Origin of the sequence: Proteiniclasticum sp. (genome assembly GCF_032054185.1) — a bacterium.
Taxonomy (GTDB): domain Bacteria; phylum Bacillota; class Clostridia; order Clostridiales; family Clostridiaceae; genus Proteiniclasticum.
The window spans coordinates 90,602-109,693 of the sequence record NZ_DAMBTF010000009.1; the positions used below are offsets into that span (position 1 = coordinate 90,602).

The 19,092-nt window shown below is 43.7% G+C and carries 16 protein-coding genes; 8 read left to right on the forward strand and 8 right to left on the reverse strand.

Annotation, left to right across the window (positions count from 1 at the left end; all coding sequences use genetic code 11):
* Window positions 1-13: 13 nt before the first annotated feature.
* Complete coding sequence (locus RTX25_RS07050; RefSeq protein ID WP_312652163.1) at window positions 14-1,192, reverse strand: ammonia-forming cytochrome c nitrite reductase subunit c552; 1,179 nt, start codon at window positions 1,190-1,192, stop codon at window positions 14-16.
* Between the two features lie 464 nt (window positions 1,193-1,656).
* Here RTX25_RS07050 and RTX25_RS07055 point away from each other — a divergent pair, with 464 nt between their 5' ends.
* The 3 genes from RTX25_RS07055 to RTX25_RS07065 all read left to right on the forward strand — a co-directional run bounded on the left by RTX25_RS07055 (window position 1,657) and on the right by RTX25_RS07065 (window position 4,744).
* Complete coding sequence (locus RTX25_RS07055) at window positions 1,657-1,995, forward strand: hypothetical protein (protein WP_312652165.1); 339 nt, start codon at window positions 1,657-1,659, stop codon at window positions 1,993-1,995.
* A gap of 2 nt (window positions 1,996-1,997) precedes the next feature.
* Window positions 1,998-3,197 carry a cation:proton antiporter gene (locus tag RTX25_RS07060; RefSeq protein WP_312652167.1) on the forward strand — a complete coding sequence of 400 codons (1,200 nt, stop codon included), beginning with the start codon at window positions 1,998-2,000 and terminating at the stop codon, window positions 3,195-3,197.
* 224 nt (window positions 3,198-3,421) lie between these two features.
* Window positions 3,422-4,744 (forward strand): radical SAM/SPASM domain-containing protein, encoded by a 1,323-nt coding sequence (locus RTX25_RS07065; RefSeq protein WP_312652169.1) that lies wholly within the window; start codon window positions 3,422-3,424, stop codon window positions 4,742-4,744.
* A gap of 305 nt (window positions 4,745-5,049) precedes the next feature.
* On the opposite strand, the gene RTX25_RS07070 is transcribed toward RTX25_RS07065, so the two are convergent.
* The 4 genes from RTX25_RS07070 to RTX25_RS07085 all read right to left on the reverse strand — a co-directional run bounded on the left by RTX25_RS07070 (window position 5,050) and on the right by RTX25_RS07085 (window position 10,763).
* Complete coding sequence (locus RTX25_RS07070; protein ID WP_312652171.1) at window positions 5,050-5,937, reverse strand: fructose bisphosphate aldolase; 888 nt, start codon at window positions 5,935-5,937, stop codon at window positions 5,050-5,052.
* 201 nt (window positions 5,938-6,138) lie between these two features.
* A complete protein-coding gene (locus RTX25_RS07075) occupies window positions 6,139-7,941 on the reverse strand; it encodes an FAD-dependent oxidoreductase (RefSeq protein ID WP_312652173.1) in 1,803 nt (600 codons plus the stop codon).
* 248 nt (window positions 7,942-8,189) lie between these two features.
* Complete coding sequence (locus RTX25_RS07080; RefSeq protein WP_312652174.1) at window positions 8,190-9,410, reverse strand: MerR family transcriptional regulator; 1,221 nt, start codon at window positions 9,408-9,410, stop codon at window positions 8,190-8,192.
* Between the two features lie 108 nt (window positions 9,411-9,518).
* Window positions 9,519-10,763: a DUF4317 domain-containing protein gene (locus tag RTX25_RS07085; RefSeq protein ID WP_312652175.1), complete on the reverse strand. Its 1,245-nt coding sequence runs from the start codon at window positions 10,761-10,763 to the stop codon at window positions 9,519-9,521.
* A 186-nt stretch (window positions 10,764-10,949) separates the two neighbouring features.
* On the opposite strand from RTX25_RS07085, the gene RTX25_RS07090 reads away from it, so the two are divergent.
* Complete coding sequence (locus tag RTX25_RS07090; protein WP_312652177.1) at window positions 10,950-11,972, forward strand: serine hydrolase domain-containing protein; 1,023 nt, start codon at window positions 10,950-10,952, stop codon at window positions 11,970-11,972.
* Window positions 11,973-12,312: 340 nt separating this feature from the next.
* Window positions 12,313-13,686, forward strand: a complete 1,374-nt coding sequence (locus tag RTX25_RS07095; protein ID WP_312652179.1) for a sodium-dependent transporter — start codon at window positions 12,313-12,315, stop codon at window positions 13,684-13,686.
* 85 nt (window positions 13,687-13,771) lie between these two features.
* Here the strand turns inward: RTX25_RS07095 and RTX25_RS07100 are convergent, their stop codons facing one another.
* From RTX25_RS07100 to RTX25_RS07110, 3 genes are all read right to left on the reverse strand, one after another.
* Window positions 13,772-15,154 (reverse strand): aminopeptidase, encoded by a 1,383-nt coding sequence (locus RTX25_RS07100; RefSeq protein ID WP_397428527.1) that lies wholly within the window; start codon window positions 15,152-15,154, stop codon window positions 13,772-13,774.
* A 192-nt stretch (window positions 15,155-15,346) separates the two neighbouring features.
* Complete coding sequence (locus tag RTX25_RS07105; RefSeq protein WP_312652183.1) at window positions 15,347-15,574, reverse strand: CsbD family protein; 228 nt, start codon at window positions 15,572-15,574, stop codon at window positions 15,347-15,349.
* 164 nt (window positions 15,575-15,738) lie between these two features.
* A complete protein-coding gene (locus tag RTX25_RS07110) occupies window positions 15,739-16,407 on the reverse strand; it encodes an adenylate kinase (protein ID WP_312652184.1) in 669 nt (222 codons plus the stop codon).
* 588 nt (window positions 16,408-16,995) lie between these two features.
* Between RTX25_RS07110 and RTX25_RS07115 the strand changes: the two genes are divergently transcribed.
* From RTX25_RS07115 to RTX25_RS07125, 3 genes are read left to right on the forward strand one after another with little or no spacing between them, the layout of a single operon-like run.
* Window positions 16,996-17,343: a transporter gene (locus tag RTX25_RS07115; RefSeq protein ID WP_312652185.1), complete on the forward strand. Its 348-nt coding sequence runs from the start codon at window positions 16,996-16,998 to the stop codon at window positions 17,341-17,343.
* Window positions 17,336-17,674, forward strand: coding sequence for an EamA family transporter (locus tag RTX25_RS07120; protein ID WP_312652187.1), 339 nt, complete (start codon window positions 17,336-17,338; stop codon window positions 17,672-17,674). The genes RTX25_RS07115 and RTX25_RS07120 overlap by 8 nt, the downstream gene beginning before the upstream one ends.
* 47 nt (window positions 17,675-17,721) lie before the next feature.
* The gene (locus tag RTX25_RS07125; RefSeq protein WP_312652189.1) at window positions 17,722-19,086 is read left to right on the forward strand and encodes an AMP-binding protein; all 1,365 of its coding nucleotides are present in this window, start codon (window positions 17,722-17,724) and stop codon (window positions 19,084-19,086) included.
* The last annotated feature ends 6 nt before the right edge of the window (window positions 19,087-19,092 follow it).

Below are 19,092 nucleotides of genomic sequence, written 5' to 3' on the forward strand. Positions count from 1 at the left end.
ACGATTGTCATCATTATTCAAGAAGCGCCAAAGCTTCTTCCGTCAGACTTCTGGCATCATCAAGCAGTCGGTGTGAAAGCGCATTGTTATGGAATCCCTCACTGTTCTCCACAAACACAAAATCCCAGTACCACTGTGCAGCTCTATGAAGTTTTCTGGCTTCCGCAATATTCTCATCTGAAACGCCATTGCTTTCAGCATTCTTCAGAGCCTCAATGAGATCCACGATAAGCAGTGCAGTTTCATTCGTCTTTTCCTCTACCTCGCCCTGCAGATTCTCAACTCTTTCTTTAAGAGACTCTACCGTATCATCCTGATGACAGCCAAGGCATGATGCTTCAATGCCGTCTTTAAGCGGACTTGTCCAGTGGTGGCTCTTAAGGGCTTCTTCACCCTCGCCTTCCATTTCAGGCATATGGCAGGTGACACAGGTTACGCCCATACTGTTATGAATGCTGCCCTGGAAAGTCTCCCATTCAGGATGCTGAACCTTAAGAAGTTGCGTACCCGAAACCGGATGTACCCAATCGGAGTATCCCGCTTCATCATAGAACGCCATCATGGACTGAGGATCAAGCCCGCTGACTGAAGGCATAACGACTTCCTTCGTCTCCGGATCCAGATGATACTCCACATGACACTGTGCACAGACGAGATCGCCATCTTCAAATTCTCCATCGATGCCTTCCAGAGCTTTATTGAGATGTTCACGTGTAATACTGACCACGCCTGGTTCATTTCTGTGACAGTCATAGCAGCTTATGGTCTCCATCGTGCTCTTATCCACTTCTTCAAAGTCCATGGCATTGGCATCTATACCGTGCTCATCGAGAAGCTCCAGAAATCCGCTGGTTTTGCAGGACAGGCAGCTTGCTCCAGGTTTCGGTCTTTCGATATTTAAAATATCCTCCATCGCATAGACATGCCCTCTGGCTCTCTGATAATCGATGCTGAAACCATTTCCCTCATAAAGGACTTTCAGGTACGGATATTTCTCAAGATAATCTATTGGTACCGATCCCCCGTAAGCGGTTTCCTCCATTTCACTGTTTTCCTGATAACTTGCGTAAATCTCCGGATGATCATCTTCCCATTCACTAGCCGAAATAATACCTTCTGCATCTGAACCCGAACATGCCGTGATGAGTACAGCCAGTCCCAGCACACACAAAAGCAGCAGCTGTTTTTTCATGGGTACCTCCTTTCATACCGTTTATAATTTATCTAAATATTCAATCAACGATAGAATTATATCATTCTTTATCTTTCACTACATTAAAATACCCGTTTCTCACAGAAACTTAATGATTTAGCTTATTTCATTTAGCCCACGAAGGATTTTCGGACCGATCCCAAGACAGCGGACTTCGTAACCTATGTCTGTTCCGTACATTGACGTGCATATCCGAAAAGCCCCTCTGGAGTAAACGATTTTTAGACTGCAAATATGAATAAATCATGACGTGCCGTTTTTACATATTTTGCGCATGATTTATTTCATCACTTAAATTGTATTAAGATATCTGCTAATTAACCTCAATTCCCTCAATAAATACACATATTCTCTTTAAGATCAGGGGTTGAGCTGCCTTGACGCTCAAAATTCATAGGCATAAAATATATCCTGTTGGTTTTTTTTGTAGAAAGGAAGTATATATGCAATTATTGATACTGATACTCAAAGACATCGATTGTATCGACACCTTGATCACCTCTCTCGCTGAAGAGGGCGTCAAAGGTGGGACGATACTGGAAGGAAAAGGCATGGCCAATGTACTGATGAAGAATGAAGATCTTCCGGTATTCGGTATGATGAGACACCTTATGTCGGACACTGTAAGAGAATCAAGCCATGTGCTGCTTTTTGTTTTGAGAGACGAGCAGATCCTGAAAACAAAATCTGCAGTCAAAAGAATCACAGGTGATCTCAATGAACCCGGAAAAGGAATCATGTTTTCCATTCCCCTCACTTCAGTGGAAGGGCTAGGTGAATAGAAATGGAACTGGACTTATTTATTTATCTTGGACTTGCACTCATTCTGGCTCTTTTATCCAGCAAAATGATCAAAAAATTTCATCTGCCCAATGTCACAGCCTATCTGATCATGGGACTCATCTCAGGTCCGTATATGCTGAAGCTTCTTCCCCACGAGAGCATTGTTGCCTTCGAACCCATATCGGAAATCGCTTTAGGATTCATCGCATTTTCCATAGGGTCCGAATTTAAACTGAGCTATCTGAAAAAAGTAGGCAAGGCACCTATGGTGATTGCCCTGTTTGAGGCGCTGACAGCAGTTGTTCTTGTGGATCTTGCACTGATTCTCACAGGACATGACCTGTCCTTTTCTCTTATGCTTGGTGCCATTGCGGCAGCAACAGCTCCCGCTGCAACTCTGATGGTCGTCAGGCAGTATAAAGCGGATGGACCTGTAACAAAGACACTGATGCCTGTTGTGGCCATAGATGATGCCATTGCACTCATACTTTTCGGGATTTCGCTCGCTGTTGTAAAGACCCTGGATGCGACGGCAGAAATCTCACTCTTTATGACACTTCTCAAACCTGTTCTTGAAATCACCTCAGCACTCCTATTAGGCGCCATCATGGGATTCATCCTGACGCTTATGACAAGATGGTTTACCGGACGAGGAAACAGATTGTCCGTTACCATCGCTATGGTCGCCTTGACGCTTGGCCTATCCAAGTATTTCGGCCTTTCCGAGCTTCTCTCCTGTATGGCCATGAGCGCATTCTTTGTCAATGCTTCAAGCATTTCAGAAGACGTCTTTGCTCAGATCGACCTGTTCACGCCTCCGATCTTCATGATGTTTTTCTTCACGTCGGGTGCAGATCTCAACATCAGACTCCTGCCCTCAGTAGGTATCGTAGGTGTGATTTATATCGTTACGAGAGTGATCGGAAAAATATCCGGTGCTACACTTGGTGCTGTATTATGCAGGTGCGAAGAACCTGTAAAGAAATACCTGGGCTTCACCCTCATTCCTCAGGCAGGTGTTGCCATAGGACTCGCAACCGTAGCCCTGTCTGTCCTGCCTGAATACGGCCAGACCATCAAAGTCGTGATCCTTGCGGGAACCGTCATATACGAACTGGTAGGACCCGTGACCACAAAGATTGCCCTCACAAAAGCCGGTGAGATCGAATCCCCGAAAGAAAAAGAATTCAGTGTTGCCTAGAAAATCAGCCTTCTCACACAGGCACTGATTCTATCCCCTTCAAAAATAAACCGCCTCCAGTCTGAAACTGGTCAGGCGGTTTATTCCATATTTAGACCTTCCTAGGTCACTCTATCTATGCTAAAATGAAGGCTGTAAATAATGATTTGCCATAAAGAATGAATATTATCTATAATTTGACATAGATTCAGATTAAAGCGCCACATCTTAAGGAGGATAAAAAATTGTCCAAAGTATATACCGCATCCCGATTCAATGCTCTCTCGCAGACTGAAGAAGACGGTCTGATTTTATATAACAGCTATACCGGAGCCCTCGTCGATTTCTCGAAAGACGAAAAAGAAGAAGTCCTGACTCTACTCAAGTCCTCATCTGCCATAAATGAAACCGAAATCAGTACTGTTCTCATGGAAAACGGATTTCTCGTATCAGAAGACGTCAATGAACTGAAGCGTGCCGAGCATCTTCATCAGTCCATGCATCGGACAGATATGCTGCATCTCGTTCTGATGCCGACAGAAGCCTGCAATTTCAGATGCACCTACTGCTATGAATCCTTTACACGCGGACGAATGACCGATGCGACCATAGAAGGGGTCAAGGCTCTGGTCAAATCAAAGGCCAAGACATTAAGCAGCCTTCATATCAGCTGGTTCGGCGGTGAACCTCTGCTTGAGATCGACCTGATGGAGGAGCTCACAAGAGACTTTCAGAAAACTGCTGAAGAATCCGACATGCAGTATTCTGCAGATATATCTACCAACGGCTACTTTCTGAACAAGGATGTCTTCGAGAGACTCATTTCCATGGATGTCCGCCAGTTTATGATCACCATCGATGGTATCGAGGCTGTACATGACAGCAGACGTTTCCTCATCGGAGGAGGCAAGACCTTCAAAGACATCATGGACAATCTGAAATCTGCAAAAGACAGCCAGGAAACCTTCGACATCTCCATACGTGTCAATTTCGATGAAAACAATCTGATTGAGACTGAAGAACTGACTGAGTATCTTCAGGAATATTTCTCAGGAGACAGACGTTTCGGAATCCTCTATCGGCCTGTGGGAAGATGGGGAGGAGAGCACGATGAAGACATTCCGATCTGCTCCCATATCACAGCAGGTAAAAAGATGTGGCAGTTCACAAATGATGCAGTGGACAAAAAACTGGCATTAAGCTCTGCTATTCCTGGAGTCATCATGCCAACCGGTTCTGTATGCTACGCCGCAAAGCCCAACGCAATGGTCATCGGCTCGAACGGTCAGCTCTATAAATGCACCACCGCACTTGATGCCGAGGTGAATCACGTGGGACATCTCCTTGAAGATGGTTCCATGGACCTGGATTATGATAAAATCATTAAATGGGTCACATCCGGTGAAGAAACGGACTCCACATGTCAGTCATGCTTCTACAGACCTTCCTGTCAGGGTAACCATTGTCCCTGGTATAGAATGCAGACCGGAGAAAGACCCTGTCCTTCAGAGAAGACGAGCATCAGAAAAGTGCTCAATCTGATCTGGAAAAACAGTCTGAATTTCTAGACTGACCTTTATCCTTTGAAAGGAGGTGAATCCCGATGCGTATCGTAAGACCTGCAGTTTCTCCTGTTAAAACAGTGAATTCCGGAAGAATCCTTAAGGCTGCTCCTGGAAATCTGAAGTAGTATCATTTTTTCGTATAACTTATTGAAGGCGTCCTCCATGAGGGCGCCTTTTTTATCTCCTCAGGTTCTTCAATATCCACAGGAATAAGGATTTCACCCTCAGACATTCCCGGTTTATCCACAGAAATAAAGAAGCCTCCCTGACGAACTTTACGCTCGGCCAGAAAGGCTTTCTGAACTGATCTATACTATAGATGCATCATAGATTTCTCGGACAGATTTCTCCATAGTGGTGTTGAAGGTGTTTTCATCCTGATCATGACTCAGTCCTTCAAGCAGCGCTCTTGAGAAGCTGGCGATAAGGCCCTTATTCTTCTTCAGCTTTTCCACTGCCTCTTCCCTTGTGTATCCTCCAGAAAGTGCAACCACACGCATGACTTTCGGATGTTCGATGAGCTCTTTATAGAAATCCGGAACATCAGGAATGGAAAGCTTCAGCATCACTTTCTGGTCATCTGGAAGCTCTTCCAGATGACGTAGAATTTCTTTCTTGAGCATTTCCTCGGATTCTTTCTTGTCTGCGCTCTTAATATCCACTTCAGGTTCTATGATCGGTATCAGACCTTCGGAAAGGATGATTTTCCCGAACTCGAACTGCTGGTCTGCAATCTGCTTTATTCCTTCAGGATCCGCTTTTTTGATTACAGAACGCATCTTTGTACCGAAAATATGTCTTTCCTTTGCACGTCTTAGGGTTTCCTTAAGATCGTCTATCGGCTTCATGAGCTGAACACCGTTTTTCTCTTCGGCAAGCCCCTTATCCACCTTGAGGATCGGGACGATATTCTTTCTTTCCCATAGATAGTCTGCCGTATACATTCCATCAATGGTTCTGTCCATGGTCTGCATAAACAGAATCGCAGCAAGGATATGCTTTGAATCAAACGCTTCGCTCCTGATGATCCTTGATCTCATCTTATGGACCATGTCGAACATTTCCTCTTCATTTCTGTACTGATCTTTCTGGATTCCATAACCAGCCAGGGCTTTCGGAGTACTTCCTCCACTCTGGTCAAGTGCCGCCACAAATCCCTTGTCCTCAGTCATACGCTTTGCCTGCTTCATATTCATATTGTCATCCCTCTCTTTTTATATTTTATGGTGCATTCACCATTTCCATACCTCTATGGTATTACGTATGAAATATATTGTCAAAATATTTGCGAAATTTATGCTGGTCCCTGAATTTTCATTATGAATACTATAATGCTCCTTCTTTCATGAAACCCGGAGGGGAGTCCTTAAAAGAAGGAGCATTGAGTCAGCTATATGTTATTTCAGGTTTTCCGCAGCATGCTGGCCTGCTATTCGTCCGCTTGTCAGCGCAAACTGTACGGCACTGCCTGACATGTATACCTGATTGTAAAGTACCTTGTTGGCGTTTTCTCCTGTAGCATAGAGATTGCCGATGACACTACCGTCTGCCTTGACGACACGGAAGCTTTCATCTGTTTTCACTCCACCGAAAGTGCCCATGGTTACAGGATAGAATCGGATGGCATAGTATGGAGCTTTCTCTACGGATACGAGGTAATCCTTGGATTTCCCCATGACATCATTTCCGGTTCTGACACCCTCATTAAAGGTGTTCATGCTCTTTACAAATGTTTCTTCAGGAACATTCATCTCTTTGGCAAGGGCTTCAAATGTTTCACCCTTCACCACTTCCTCTGACGGCATAGCCGCTTCAAGTGAAGCCACAAGATCTTTGTTCGCCTCAGTTGAGTCTACGATGAGCCATGTACCATTCTGCTCGATCAGTCTGTTTGTTGCAATAGAGTAATGTACTTCTTCATTCGTGAATCGTTCACCTTTATTATTCACATATACTCTAGTCCAGTCCATGCCCAGCGCCTGTGTTCCAGGAACCTTGCTGCCGATACCTACACCCATTATCCATGGCTCTTCATAGACTGCAGCACCTAATTTCTCAGCCATGAGGATTCCATCTCCTGTACTGCCTGCTGATGCCCAGCTGAGCTCTGAAGTGCCCTTCGCTTCAGGAACAAATCTCTCTAAAAGTTCTTCGCTCTTGGCAAATCCGCCTGCCGCCAGAATGACTTTCTTTGCATGAACGGTCACTTTTCCGTCCTTGCCCTTTGCAATGACACCTGTGACGTTACCTTTCTCGTCTGTAATCAGTTCTGTAGCCTCTGTTTCTGTAAGAATCTCTACTCCCTCACCGGTAATGAAGTTCTCGATATTCTTTGTAAGAGTCGTTCCGCCTTTTGTTGTCGCGTCGCTGTATGCAAAGTGGAGTCTTCTTACAGGATCCAGTCCGAATCCCATGATTGCGGAATACTCATGCTTGATATAATCCACCATCCACTCTGTAGTCACCACAGCGGCATCCATAAACCGGTCCACTACTTCGTAGTTCGGATACATGCCATCAGCATTCGAGGAGGACTGTCTCTCTTTCCAGAGCTTCATCCATGATTCCTTGGTATCCTTGATTCCTTCAGCTTCCTGAAACTTTGTTCCTGTAGCTGAAATTCCTCCACCGGAAAGTGCAGTGGAACCTCCGGTTACAGCAAGTTTTTCCAGAACGATGACTTTCGCACCGTGTTCTTCAGCTGAAGCCGCAGCCACAAGTCCAGCTCCGCCTCCACCGATGACCACAACATCAGTGGTCAGTTCAACATCTTTCGCTTCTTTATCTTCGCCCGTCTGCTTCACCTTAAGCTTTGCCGCATCTCCTCCGGCCTTCACAACGCATGCTTCAACCGCTGCAAGAATGGCATTTGATGTCACTGTCGCACCGGCAACCGTATCCACAGCAAGTGTCTGTGCTTCAATAATTTCCTCTGGTATCCTTTCAATCGGTGCATCACTTATGCCTGCGGTTTCCTCATGGGAAAGCACCTTAACGGAGAGGATTTTCTCCGTATCAAATGACACTTCAACCTCGAGGTCTCCATTATGTCCCTTCACGGTTTCTGTATATGTTCCTTCCGTGTAGTTCCCCGCCTTTGGTTTCTCGTCCGTCTTTCCCTCAGTATTTCCGCAAGCCGTAAATCCCGCCATTATGAATAATGTCAGTACGCCACAGATTATTTTTCTGGTATTTTTCATCCTTTCTTCCCCCTTGATGAGTATTTTTTGTTTGTTAATATACAAACTAATTACATGTATAATACTAAATGCTGGCCTTATGACCATGTCAATAATCTATATTGATAATTTTTAATCAAAATAGAAGAAACCATGGTGTCAGCTCCATGGTTTCTTTTGTATATCATTATATATTACTTAGCATCATAGGCCTCATCAGAATCTTTCCTTAGCGAGCGGCATCTAATCCAAAGTGGGCCTTTTGGGGGTTAGCGCTTTTCTGCATTTACCACAAGCTGATAAAGTTCCATATCATCAAGCTCGCTGGTAGGAGATCCTACCTGAAATGCAGGTCCTACGCTGGAATGATCTCTGATCTCAAGCCCGGCATCCATGAGTCTCTTCATCTGACTGGCTGCGCAGTATTCAAAATTCGGATCTCTTAACCTTGGCGAGATTCTGGATTCTTCACCGAAATAAATCGAGGAACTGACAAATTTACCACGTGGTTTAAGGATATTCAGAATAATATCCGGCAGATAACGGTCGACTTCCATCTTATAATGTCTAGTCATCCCATAATCCACCATAGCATCCACTGAACCCTGTTTTAAAGGAAGGGAGTCATAATCGCAGCATAAAAAGATGAATCTCCTGTGGTGGTAATACATCTCAAGGTTCTTCTTCAGCCTTTTCATCCGGTCGAGATCATAGTCTACCAGAATATAGACCATATTTTCAGGCAGGTAGCTGATGTACTGCAGAAGGAAAAAGCCTACGCAGTTATTGAGCTCCAGGATATGACCCGGTTTCTCACTCGAAAAATCCATATATTTCATCATTGCTGCCATGGTCTGATACAGATAGTTGATATAGGTAGGGGAAGAGCTTTCCAGAAATTCTTCCTTCGTGGGCATAGGTCTGTCACCCATCAGTTTTTTTCTCACTGCAGACTCATGGATGAATATTCCTTCTCTTACTTTCGCATCGTATCCGCAGCTGCAGGACAGATTCGCTTTGATCACCATATTGTCCTGAAGAGAGCCTTTATTCAGGTGAAGAGAAATCCCGCATCTGGGGCATACGATATTTTCAAGAGAGGATAAAGGCAGTCCCAGGGTTTCGGTCGTTTTAATATCTTCTAGTCTCAGCTCGTCTATCTTCCTGCCGATTGTTTCGCTGAGACTCTTCAGTCTGTACGCTTCGCCGTCTATTTCGTCTTTCTGCCGGATAAGATACGGCATAAAATAGTTTCTGAAGACATCCGTGTTCTCTCCGCTTAGTCTCTGGACGGTGAGAATATCCGAAATGGAATTAAGAGAAAACTCAAGATTCTTGAGTTCGATTATTTTTTCGAGATCCTTACCATCAGCCTCGGTAAAAAAATACTGTTCTCCCCTTTTCTGCGCAACCAGCAGTCCTCGTTCGATATAGTACCGGATTGCATCAGGAGTTACCCCATATTTTTCCGCGAATTTCCCAATCTTCATATAGCCCCCATAGTTTTCCAAGAATTTTTAACAATATAGTCTGATAGACATTTAACCCAGTTTAACATCTGCATAAGTATATTTCAACGAAAGAGCAGAGGAATAACCTTAGATGATTTTCGCATCGCCATTGATCAGGGTCTCTTCGTTTTCCTCCACCGGAATCACAAGATATCGCTTTCCATCAATGATCTGTGACTTGATTTCGGGTATTCTCTCTGCCTTGACCTTAAGGATGACATCATATTTCTCCGACTCTTCCCCCTTATCCTCCAGTTCCTTTGCCTTCTCCAGTTCTCCTTTTAGCAGAACGACTTCTTTCTTCAGTCTTTCTTCTTTTCTTCTCTGATCTTTTTCTTTCAGCACCTTGTTGTCGATGAGACTTTCTGCAAGGGGAGGCTGGTCTCCGTAATAAGCTTCAAAGGATTCCGCAATTTCCTTGGTCAGATTCTCCGATACCCCGCTGTCTTTCAGTATCTCCTCCACTTCCCGGTGGGTGAGCACCATGGGCTCCATATCCACATCCGAGTATAAGGATTTATGTTCTGTAACCATCGCATGAAGCTGATCCTGAACTTCCATGAACAGTGTCTCAGATTCCTCATTGCCTGCATGAAGCGTCCCCTTCACCATCGCCTGGAAGGATTCTTTCTGAAGGGTCGCGGTTTCTTTGATGTGACAGCCCAGAACATCTTCCATGAATTCCGGATGAGTGTCCTTGGCGTTCTTCGTGAAGTACATCACCGAATCCAGATCCTGGCTGCGGTCGATGAATGCAGGGTATGCAAATCCTGTCTTCGGCGCTTCCACTACCCAGTCCCTGTGACGCGCCTTGATCCTGTTTTCATTCTCGGCATAGCTGAGTCCCGGATCAGACAGCGAAACCGGACAGACGGCACACAGGACATACTCATAGACCTCTTCAGATTCATCGATCTTTATATTATCTTCTGTCTTTGTAATGACGTCATAAAGATCATGAAAGAGAATGATGATATAGTTGCCTACATACTGGTAGTGATCGATCACATTCTGATAAAAACTGTCCAGCAGGTCATCCTTTAGGAGTCTGCTTCTTTTAAGATCCATATAGAAATTCTGCTTCTCACTAGCTTCACCAACTTCATCAAGGAAATTCAGTTCCAGAAGGTTATTACCTACTGTTCCGCTAAGCACTTTCTTCGCAATCTCCAGATACTTGTGGTACTCTTCTTCCTCCAGGTTAAGGAAGGTTTCTCTGAACTTCGTCACGATGTTCTTCTCTCCGTTGACATAACATCCGCACATCTTTGTAAATGTCGCCTGGTCTTTCTTGTATCTTCGTTTGATTTCAAGTAAATCTTTTTTCAGCATTTTATCTCCTTAACCGTGTTATTTAAAACTTTGTCCTTTCATAATTTAGCACAGAAAAAGGTTTCAATCAAAGGTCAGATCACATCCGATTAAAGATTCCGTCTACTAAATAGAGGGATTTGAATATCAGTTCCATATCATGCTATGATGTCTTCATAAAGAATAGAGAGTAAAGGAGAAACGATCATGAACACAGCCAGAATAAGAACAGAGATTCTCAACGCTCATCCCGATTTTTCGGGCGTGATTTCACTTAGCGAGCATGGCACAGTACTCTTTGAGGAAGCTTTCGGCCTTGCAGTGATCAACGAAGAAGTGCCTAATCACATTCATACACGGTTTCCCACAGCTTCCGGTTCAAAGATTTTCACTGCAGCTGCAGTCCTTAAACTCGTAGAAGAGGGCAGGCTGTCACTTGAAGATCCGGTTGCCTATTATCTTCCCGATCATTTCCCTCACATGGATGAACATGTGACAATATGGCATCTTCTTACCCATACTTCTGGATTCATGGATTACTTCGATGAAGAGGAGAACGATGATTATACCGGCATCTGGAACGATCTGCCGATGTACAGGATGAAACATCCTGACGATTTTCTGGTCCTTCTCAGAGACAGGAAAATGGAATTCTCTCCAGGTGAGCGCTTTAAATACAATAACGGTGCTTTCGTCATCCTATCCATGGTGATCGAACATGTATCGGAGAGAAAATTTATAGACTATGTCAGAGAAAATGTATTTGATGCCGCAGATATGCGAGACAGTGGATATTTTGCGATGAACGATCTGCCGAAAGATACCGCCATCGGTTATACAGTGAATGAAGAGGGCAAACTGATCTCCAACATCTATTCCATCCCTATTATAGGTGGCGGAGATGGCGGTGCCTATACCACGGCAGGCGATCTCAGGAAGTTCTGGAATGCCCTTGTAAACGGAAAAATCCTGTCTGCCGATATGGTCAAGGAGATGATCAGCGCCAAGGTTTCTGCTGATGATGAGGATGACTACTACGGCTTAGGGGTATGGATCAGAAAGAATGGCGATGAAACAGAAACCATCTATATCGTCGGAGCGGACCCCGGCTTGACTCTGATCAGTCAGTACAGTTTTACTGATGAAAAGATCATAACTGTTCTCTCCAATCAGGATGATGAAGGTTTTGCTGTAAGGAAAACCTTTCTTGCTCTCCTTAAAGAGGAATGACATCACCCCAACATACTCAATGTATGTTGGGGTTTTTTATCTTGATTTTCCATCACGTGCCTGCCTGATCGGGAATTTTTCTCTCTCGGATTCTCATTGTATCCAATGCTGCAGGAGTATGAATTGTATGATTTACAAAAAAGCTCATTAATGAAGTTGTTTGAGTCGCAAAATATTTAACACAATTTACCATAATCGTAATAATTTCAGCACACCTAAGAAAAGTGTTGATTTATAACTATCAATTTTTATATAATCAGTGGTATAAATTCAAAAAATGATAGTATTAATTTACTTTTCTTGCATAACTATCAATTTTGAATAAAAAGGGGGAATTATCATGGAGCAAAATAAGCCTCAACAGACACAAGAAAAGCGTGGCATGTGGTCATCCCGATTCGGTTTTCTGATGGCTGCTGTCGGATCAGCAGTCGGTCTTGGAAACTTGTGGAAATTTCCATACCTTGCCGGTGAAAACGGCGGAGGCGCTTTCGTACTTGTATATGTCGTCCTTGTAGTCATCCTAGGCTTTACGCTGATGCTGGCTGAACTTTCCATCGGTCGTAACACAAATTCCGATGCATTCGGCGCATACTCCAAAATCAAAAAAGGCTGGGGATTCGTCGGTGGATTCGGTATTCTTGCTGGTTTCCTGATCCTCTCCTACTACTCTGTAGTCGGCGGATGGGTAATCAAGTATATCGTTGCCAGCATCACTGGCATAGGAGCAGATAAAGGTGCATACTTTACAAACTTCATAACATCCCCAGTAGAACCGATCGTTTATCATTTAATATTCATGGGTCTCACAGCACTTATTGTTATTCGTGGTATCTCAGGTGGAATTGAAAAAGCTTCCAAGATCGTTATGCCAGCCCTCTTCATTATGCTTGCGGTGATCGTATTGAGATCCGTAACACTTGAAGGTGCATCAGCAGGACTGAAATACTACCTGACACCAAATTTTGACGAAATCACACTTAAAGTTATTATCGCCGCTCTCGGGCAGGTATTCTTCTCTCTGAGTCTTGGTATGGGCTGTATGGTCACTTATGGCAGTTATCTGAACAAAGACTCTGATATTGAAAAAGATGCCCTGCTTATTCCAAGCCTTGACTCACTTGTTGCCATCATGGCAGGATTTGCAATACTGCCTGCAGTATTCGCCTTCGGATTCGAACCTTCACAGGGACCTGGTCTGATGTTCGTCACTCTTCCAGCAGTATTTGAAAATATGCCTCTGGGTATGTTTTTCTCAGTCATATTCTTTGTACTGGTTTTCTTTGCAGCAATTTCCTCATCCATTTCACTTATGGAAGTTACCGTAGCATTTGGTATAGACAGACTGAGATGGAGCAGAACAACTTCCGTTATGGTCTTTACAGCAGTCATGTTCGTTATCGGAATCGGCGCTTCTCTATCTATGGGTGCATGGAGCGGGTTCCTTATCCCTTGGATCGACGGAAACAGCTATGGAATCTTCGACTTTCTGGATGTTGTCACATCCTACTACCTGCTTCCACTTGGCGGACTGCTTAGTGCAATCTTCATCGGATTTGTATGGGGCGTTCCTAATGCAGTTAAGGAAATCAGAATTGGAAGCAAGTTCAGATCCGAAAAGATCTGGTCTGTACTCATCAAGTTCGTTGTACCTGTACTTGTGTTCATCATCCTTCTAAGCACAACAGGTCTGCTGGATAAGATCATCGGATAACACACCAAAAGACAGACAGGATAATTTTCAATTTCATAAAAGAAGACCAGAATCAGAATTCTGATTTCTGGTCTTCTTTTATGATCTAGTTTGAAAGAAATGCCTCATAGCCTTTTTTGGTCTCATAGACATCGGCTTTACTGACCACTTCCCATGGTGCATGCATGTTGAGCACTGCCACACCGCAGTCGATGACTTCCATACCGTAAAGAGCAAGGATATAGGCTATGGTACCGCCACCACCGACATCAACTTTTCCAAGTTCTGCAGTCTGGTAGCTGACTTTATTCTCATCGAGGATTCTTCTAAGGTCCGCCATATATTCAGGATTTGCATCATTTGATCCGGATTTTCCGCCTGATCCGGTAAACTTGTTGAATACCATTCCTTTTGCCAGATAGGCAGTATTCTTCTTTTCAAAGGAAGAGGCATACGTGGGGTCATAGGCAGCGCTGACATCTGAAGAAAGCATTCTGGAATTGGCCAGAGCTCTTCTTAAAGTCAGTTCACTATATTCACCCATGGCTTCAAGAAGCTCGGCAAAGGTATTCTCGAAGAACTTGGAACGCATTCCTGTAGCCCCTACACTTCCTATCTCCTCTTTGTCTACAAGAAGAGTACAAGCGGTCCTCCTGACTTCAGTGAACTCCAGATGAGCTGCCAGAGAGGTATAGGCACATACACGGTCATCATGTCCATAAGCCATGATCATACTTCGATCAAGTCCCGCTTCTCTTGCACGACCTGCAGGTACAACTTCAAGTTCTGCTGAAATGAAATCTTCTTCTTCCATGTCATAGGTTTCCTTAAGAAGCTTCAGTATCCCCTTCTTCACCGCATCCTTTTCCTGACCTTTCACTGGTTTGTTTCCGATGATGATGTTGAGATCATCACCCTCAATGACCTTACCCGCTTTCTTCTCCATCTGTTCTCTGGACAGATGAATGAGAAGATCTGAGATGAACACTACAGGATCCTTTTCGTCTTCACCGATCACCACATCAATGACGCTTCCGTCCTTTCTGACAACCACTCCGTGAATGGCCAGAGGAATCGTTACCCACTGGTACTTTTTGATTCCACCATAATAATGGGTATCCAGATACGCAAGATCGGTATCTTCATAAAGCGGATCCTGCTTGACATCCAGTCTTGGTGAGTCCACATGAGCCCCGAGAATGTTCATACCCTTTTCGATGGGTTCTTCGCCGATCAGAAATAATGCGATGGCTTTTTTCATAAGCGTTGCATAGACTTTGTCTCCAGGTTTCAGTTTTGTCTTGTTTCTGATGATTTCCTGGATATCCACATAACCTGCTTTTTCAGCCATTTCCTGTGAGGTCTTTACAACCTCACGCTCTGTCTTTCCTGCATCAAGATAAGCCATATATTCTGTGCTGACTTTCTCAAGACTCTCCAGTTCACTCTGATCATACTTGTTCCAGATGTTTTTTCTCTCCAATTGCATAGTCCCCTTTATCTGTTTAATATCACTATTTCCCATTATATCACAGGACTTTTCATCACTTATATCTGACCAGTACAGATTTCGCTTCATTCCGTTCAGCAAAATTATTCAGTGCAATAAAACAACCCGGTGCACATGGCACCGGGTAAATGGTTGAAAGACTTTTAAGAACGCTTACTGAGATGCTCCGATTTATCTATGGTCATCTCTTTTATGGTCGTGCTTATCGATCTTATCGTTGATTTTTTCGGATAGATCATCTTTTGTATCGTGATATTCATCTTTTATTTCAGCTTTTTTCTGCTGCATTTTTCCTTTCAGTTCCTGAGATTCATTATCGGTGATCTTACCGACGGTTTCATTTGTTTTACCTTTGATCTTGTCTTTTGTATTTTCCATTTTATCTTTAAAGTCAGTCATTTAATTATCCCTCCGATTCTGATTTTGGATTACGCTTTTAGTGACTTTGCAGTTGCACTAGTCTTTCATCCCTTGGATACATGGTAACATCTAACACCCCAGTGAATCTACAAAAAAGCAGGGAATTAACTGATAATTCAATGTCCATTTACTTATGACATAAATCACTCATTATTGTCTTTATTATCCATTTCTGTCAAAACGTCAAGAATAATCTCTGTAACTTCTTCAATTCCTTTTGTACCGTCAACGGAAACGAGGAGATTCTTCTTCCTGAAAAAACTGATCAGAGGCTTAGTATGTTCTTCATATACCTTCAGTCTTTCTTCTACAGCTTCAACATGATCATCCCTTCGCTGCACCAGCTTATGACCGCATTTGCTGCAGACGCCTTCCTTTTCAGGGGGATTGAACTTAATGTGATAACTCGCTCCACAGGAGGTGCATATTCTCCTGCCTTCCATTCTTTCCTTGATGTCTTCAAAAGGAACATCAATAAGAAGTGCAGCATCCAGATGATCCCCCATCTCTTCCAGTGTCTGAAACAGGACTTCACCCTGATTGAGATTTCTGGGGAATCCGTCAAGCAGGTATCCGTTTTTCGCATCATCTTCTCTGATTCTGTTTATTACAAGGTCTATGGTGATTTCGTCAGGAACCAGATATCCCTTATCCAGGTATTCCTTTGCTTTTTTTCCCAGTTCGGTTTCACCCGTGATGTTCTTCATGAAGATATCTCCGGTGGATATATGGGGAATGCCAAACTTACCGGAAATATGTCTGGCCTGTGTACCTTTTCCCGCTCCAGGGGGTCCTAATAAAATCACTCTCATCTTAATCACTCCTCGTATTCTGTATTAGGCCGAATTTTCAGATCATTTTATTTCAGCTTATCACGGTTTTCTCATTTATTCCAGATACATACAGAAGTATGTGAAATAATATGCTTTCTTTTCTGTTTTTTTCGAGAAAAACAGGAATCCTCTGATTGATAGTCACTCGCAAAATAATGCTATACAACAGTTTTCTGAAGCAGTCCATTTTCATCACATATTTCAAACCGAGCCTTGTTGTATGGACATCCTCTTCTCCCTCCTTAAAGGCACATAGAAAAAAATCTATTATTCATAGGAGACCTTCTCTTCATATCCTCTGATGAATCCCTTAACTACAGCACCTTCATCAGAATACATGGAAGGTTAATCATTTTAAACCGTGGCTAAAATCCTTATCTCTTTATGCTTGGCTTGATAAAATGACCTGCATACTCAACACAGCTTCTCTTCAAAACCTGCTGGTCATCCAATTTTCAGGTTTACTTTATCAATTAATTAACCATAAGAACATAGGCTTGAAAGGCACAATTTTGTATGATGAACTTAGTCGATAGTTCATGACCAGCAGAATATAGGGGTGAGATGATGATTGGAATCAAACTTAAAGATTTTATATATATACAGCTTCTTATGATCGGGCTTTCCCTTGCAGGTGTTCTTGGAAAGCTTCTCTCCACTACGCCCTTTCTTTCGGCAAGATTTTTTCTTTATCTGTTCGGCCTTAATGTACTCCATATGACCTATGCGATTTTCTGGCAGCAGCTCCTGAAGAAACTCCCTCTCAGCCAGGCCTACATGAATAAGGCCATCGGAATTATCTGGGGACTGATTCTCGGAGCGGTCATCTTTCATGAAGTCATAACCCCATTTATGATCGGAGGCTCAGTCCTCATCATCTACGGACTCATACTGGTGGTGACCCCTCATGCATGAAATCTCCATCGGCGTATATATCGCATCGGCATTTCTCGTGGCGGTAGCCCAGGTTCTTCTAAAGATCAGTGCAGACAGGGTTTATTCTACAAGAATCAGGGAATACCTGAACCCTCTGGTTCTTTCAGGTTACTTCCTTTTTACCATCTCTCTTGTCGTCTCCATTCTGGCATACAGATACCTGCCCCTATCCACCGCCAAGATGCTTGATTCCACAACATATCTTTTTGTCGCGGTACTCGGATACTTTCTGCTGAATGAAAGACTTCAGCTAAGGCAGCTTTTAGGTATGTTCATCATAATCGCCGGTATTCTTGTATTTTCCATCTGAGCTGCTGTCATCCGCTTACATTCTGTAGAGTGATGAGGTGCAATAATATGAAATCAAAGGGAATGCTTCACTATGTGTACTATGCATTAAGAGATCGAAACCTATCAAGAGATGACGTTTCAAAGATTCAGAAGGAAAGACTGAAAGAGCTTGTAAGCTTTGCCAGAGAAAACAGCCCCTATTATCAGGATCTGTACAAGAATCTGGGCAGTGACCCCGATCTTTCAGCTCTTCCTGTGACCACAAAACAGTCCCTCATGCAGTCCTTCAACAGATGGCCGACTGATCCCAGCATAACACTGGAAACAGTAACGGAGTTCATGTCCACGAAGGACAATGTGGGCAGATACCTCTTCGATAAATGCTCGGTGAGCATGACTTCAGGCTCGACCGGAAGGCCTTGCGTCGTTCTTACGGACAAAGGCGCATTCCATCTGACCATGGCTCTTTATTTTATCCGCTCGTTCCCCTTCAAAGATCTCATCAGTCTGGGACTTAAACGCGGAAAATATTTCGTCATTGCAAACGACGGATTCAGCATGTCCTACAACTCCTACAGGAGTCAGATCCTCGCAACGCCACTGAACAAAATGAGATGCCAGTCCATAAGTGTGGATTCAAAAGAAGAGGACATCATATCTGCGATAAACCGCTTCAAACCCGCTATACTTTATGCCTATCCGACAACCATGGAACTTCTCCTCCCCCATATCAGGAGTAAAGCGGTCAAGGCAAAACCGGCAATCATGATCCTCGGAGGTGAGAAGTGTTCAGATAAACTGCGCACTGAACTCTCCACGCTCATGAAAAGCTACGTATTCAACACTTACGGAACTTCAGAAGCCAGTCTGATTGCGCGTACCTGCAGAGAGGGACATCTTCACCTTTTTGCGGACTGGGTGATCATAGAACCTGTAGATAGAGACTATCGGCCTGTATCTCCTGGAACCCCCTCCGATAAACTCCTCATCACAAACCTCAGCAACTTTACACAGCCTTTCATCCGCTATGAAATTACAGATCGAGTAACACTTCATGAAGAGCCCTGTTCCTGCGGAAACAGGATGCCCTATATCGAAGTGGAGGGGCGAACGGATGATATCCTTGAATTCAATCATCCAGGTGGAAAAGTCAGAATCTCTCCGATTGTGCTGACCGACCCTGCCGATAAAGAAGGCATAATAAGATATCAGCTGATTCAGAAAGACTACGACCATCTGGAACTGAAACTTAGGACCGAAGAAGGCTACAGCAAAGAAGATCTGTTCGAAAAAATCGAAAAGGAGCTTCGCTACATCCTGTCCAATATGGATGTACATTCGGTAACCATCACCCTCTCTCAGGACCTTCCAAAGATCCATCCTGTGAGCGGAAAATACTCCATGGTGCTCAAAGATCTGCCTACAAAGTGATCTTAT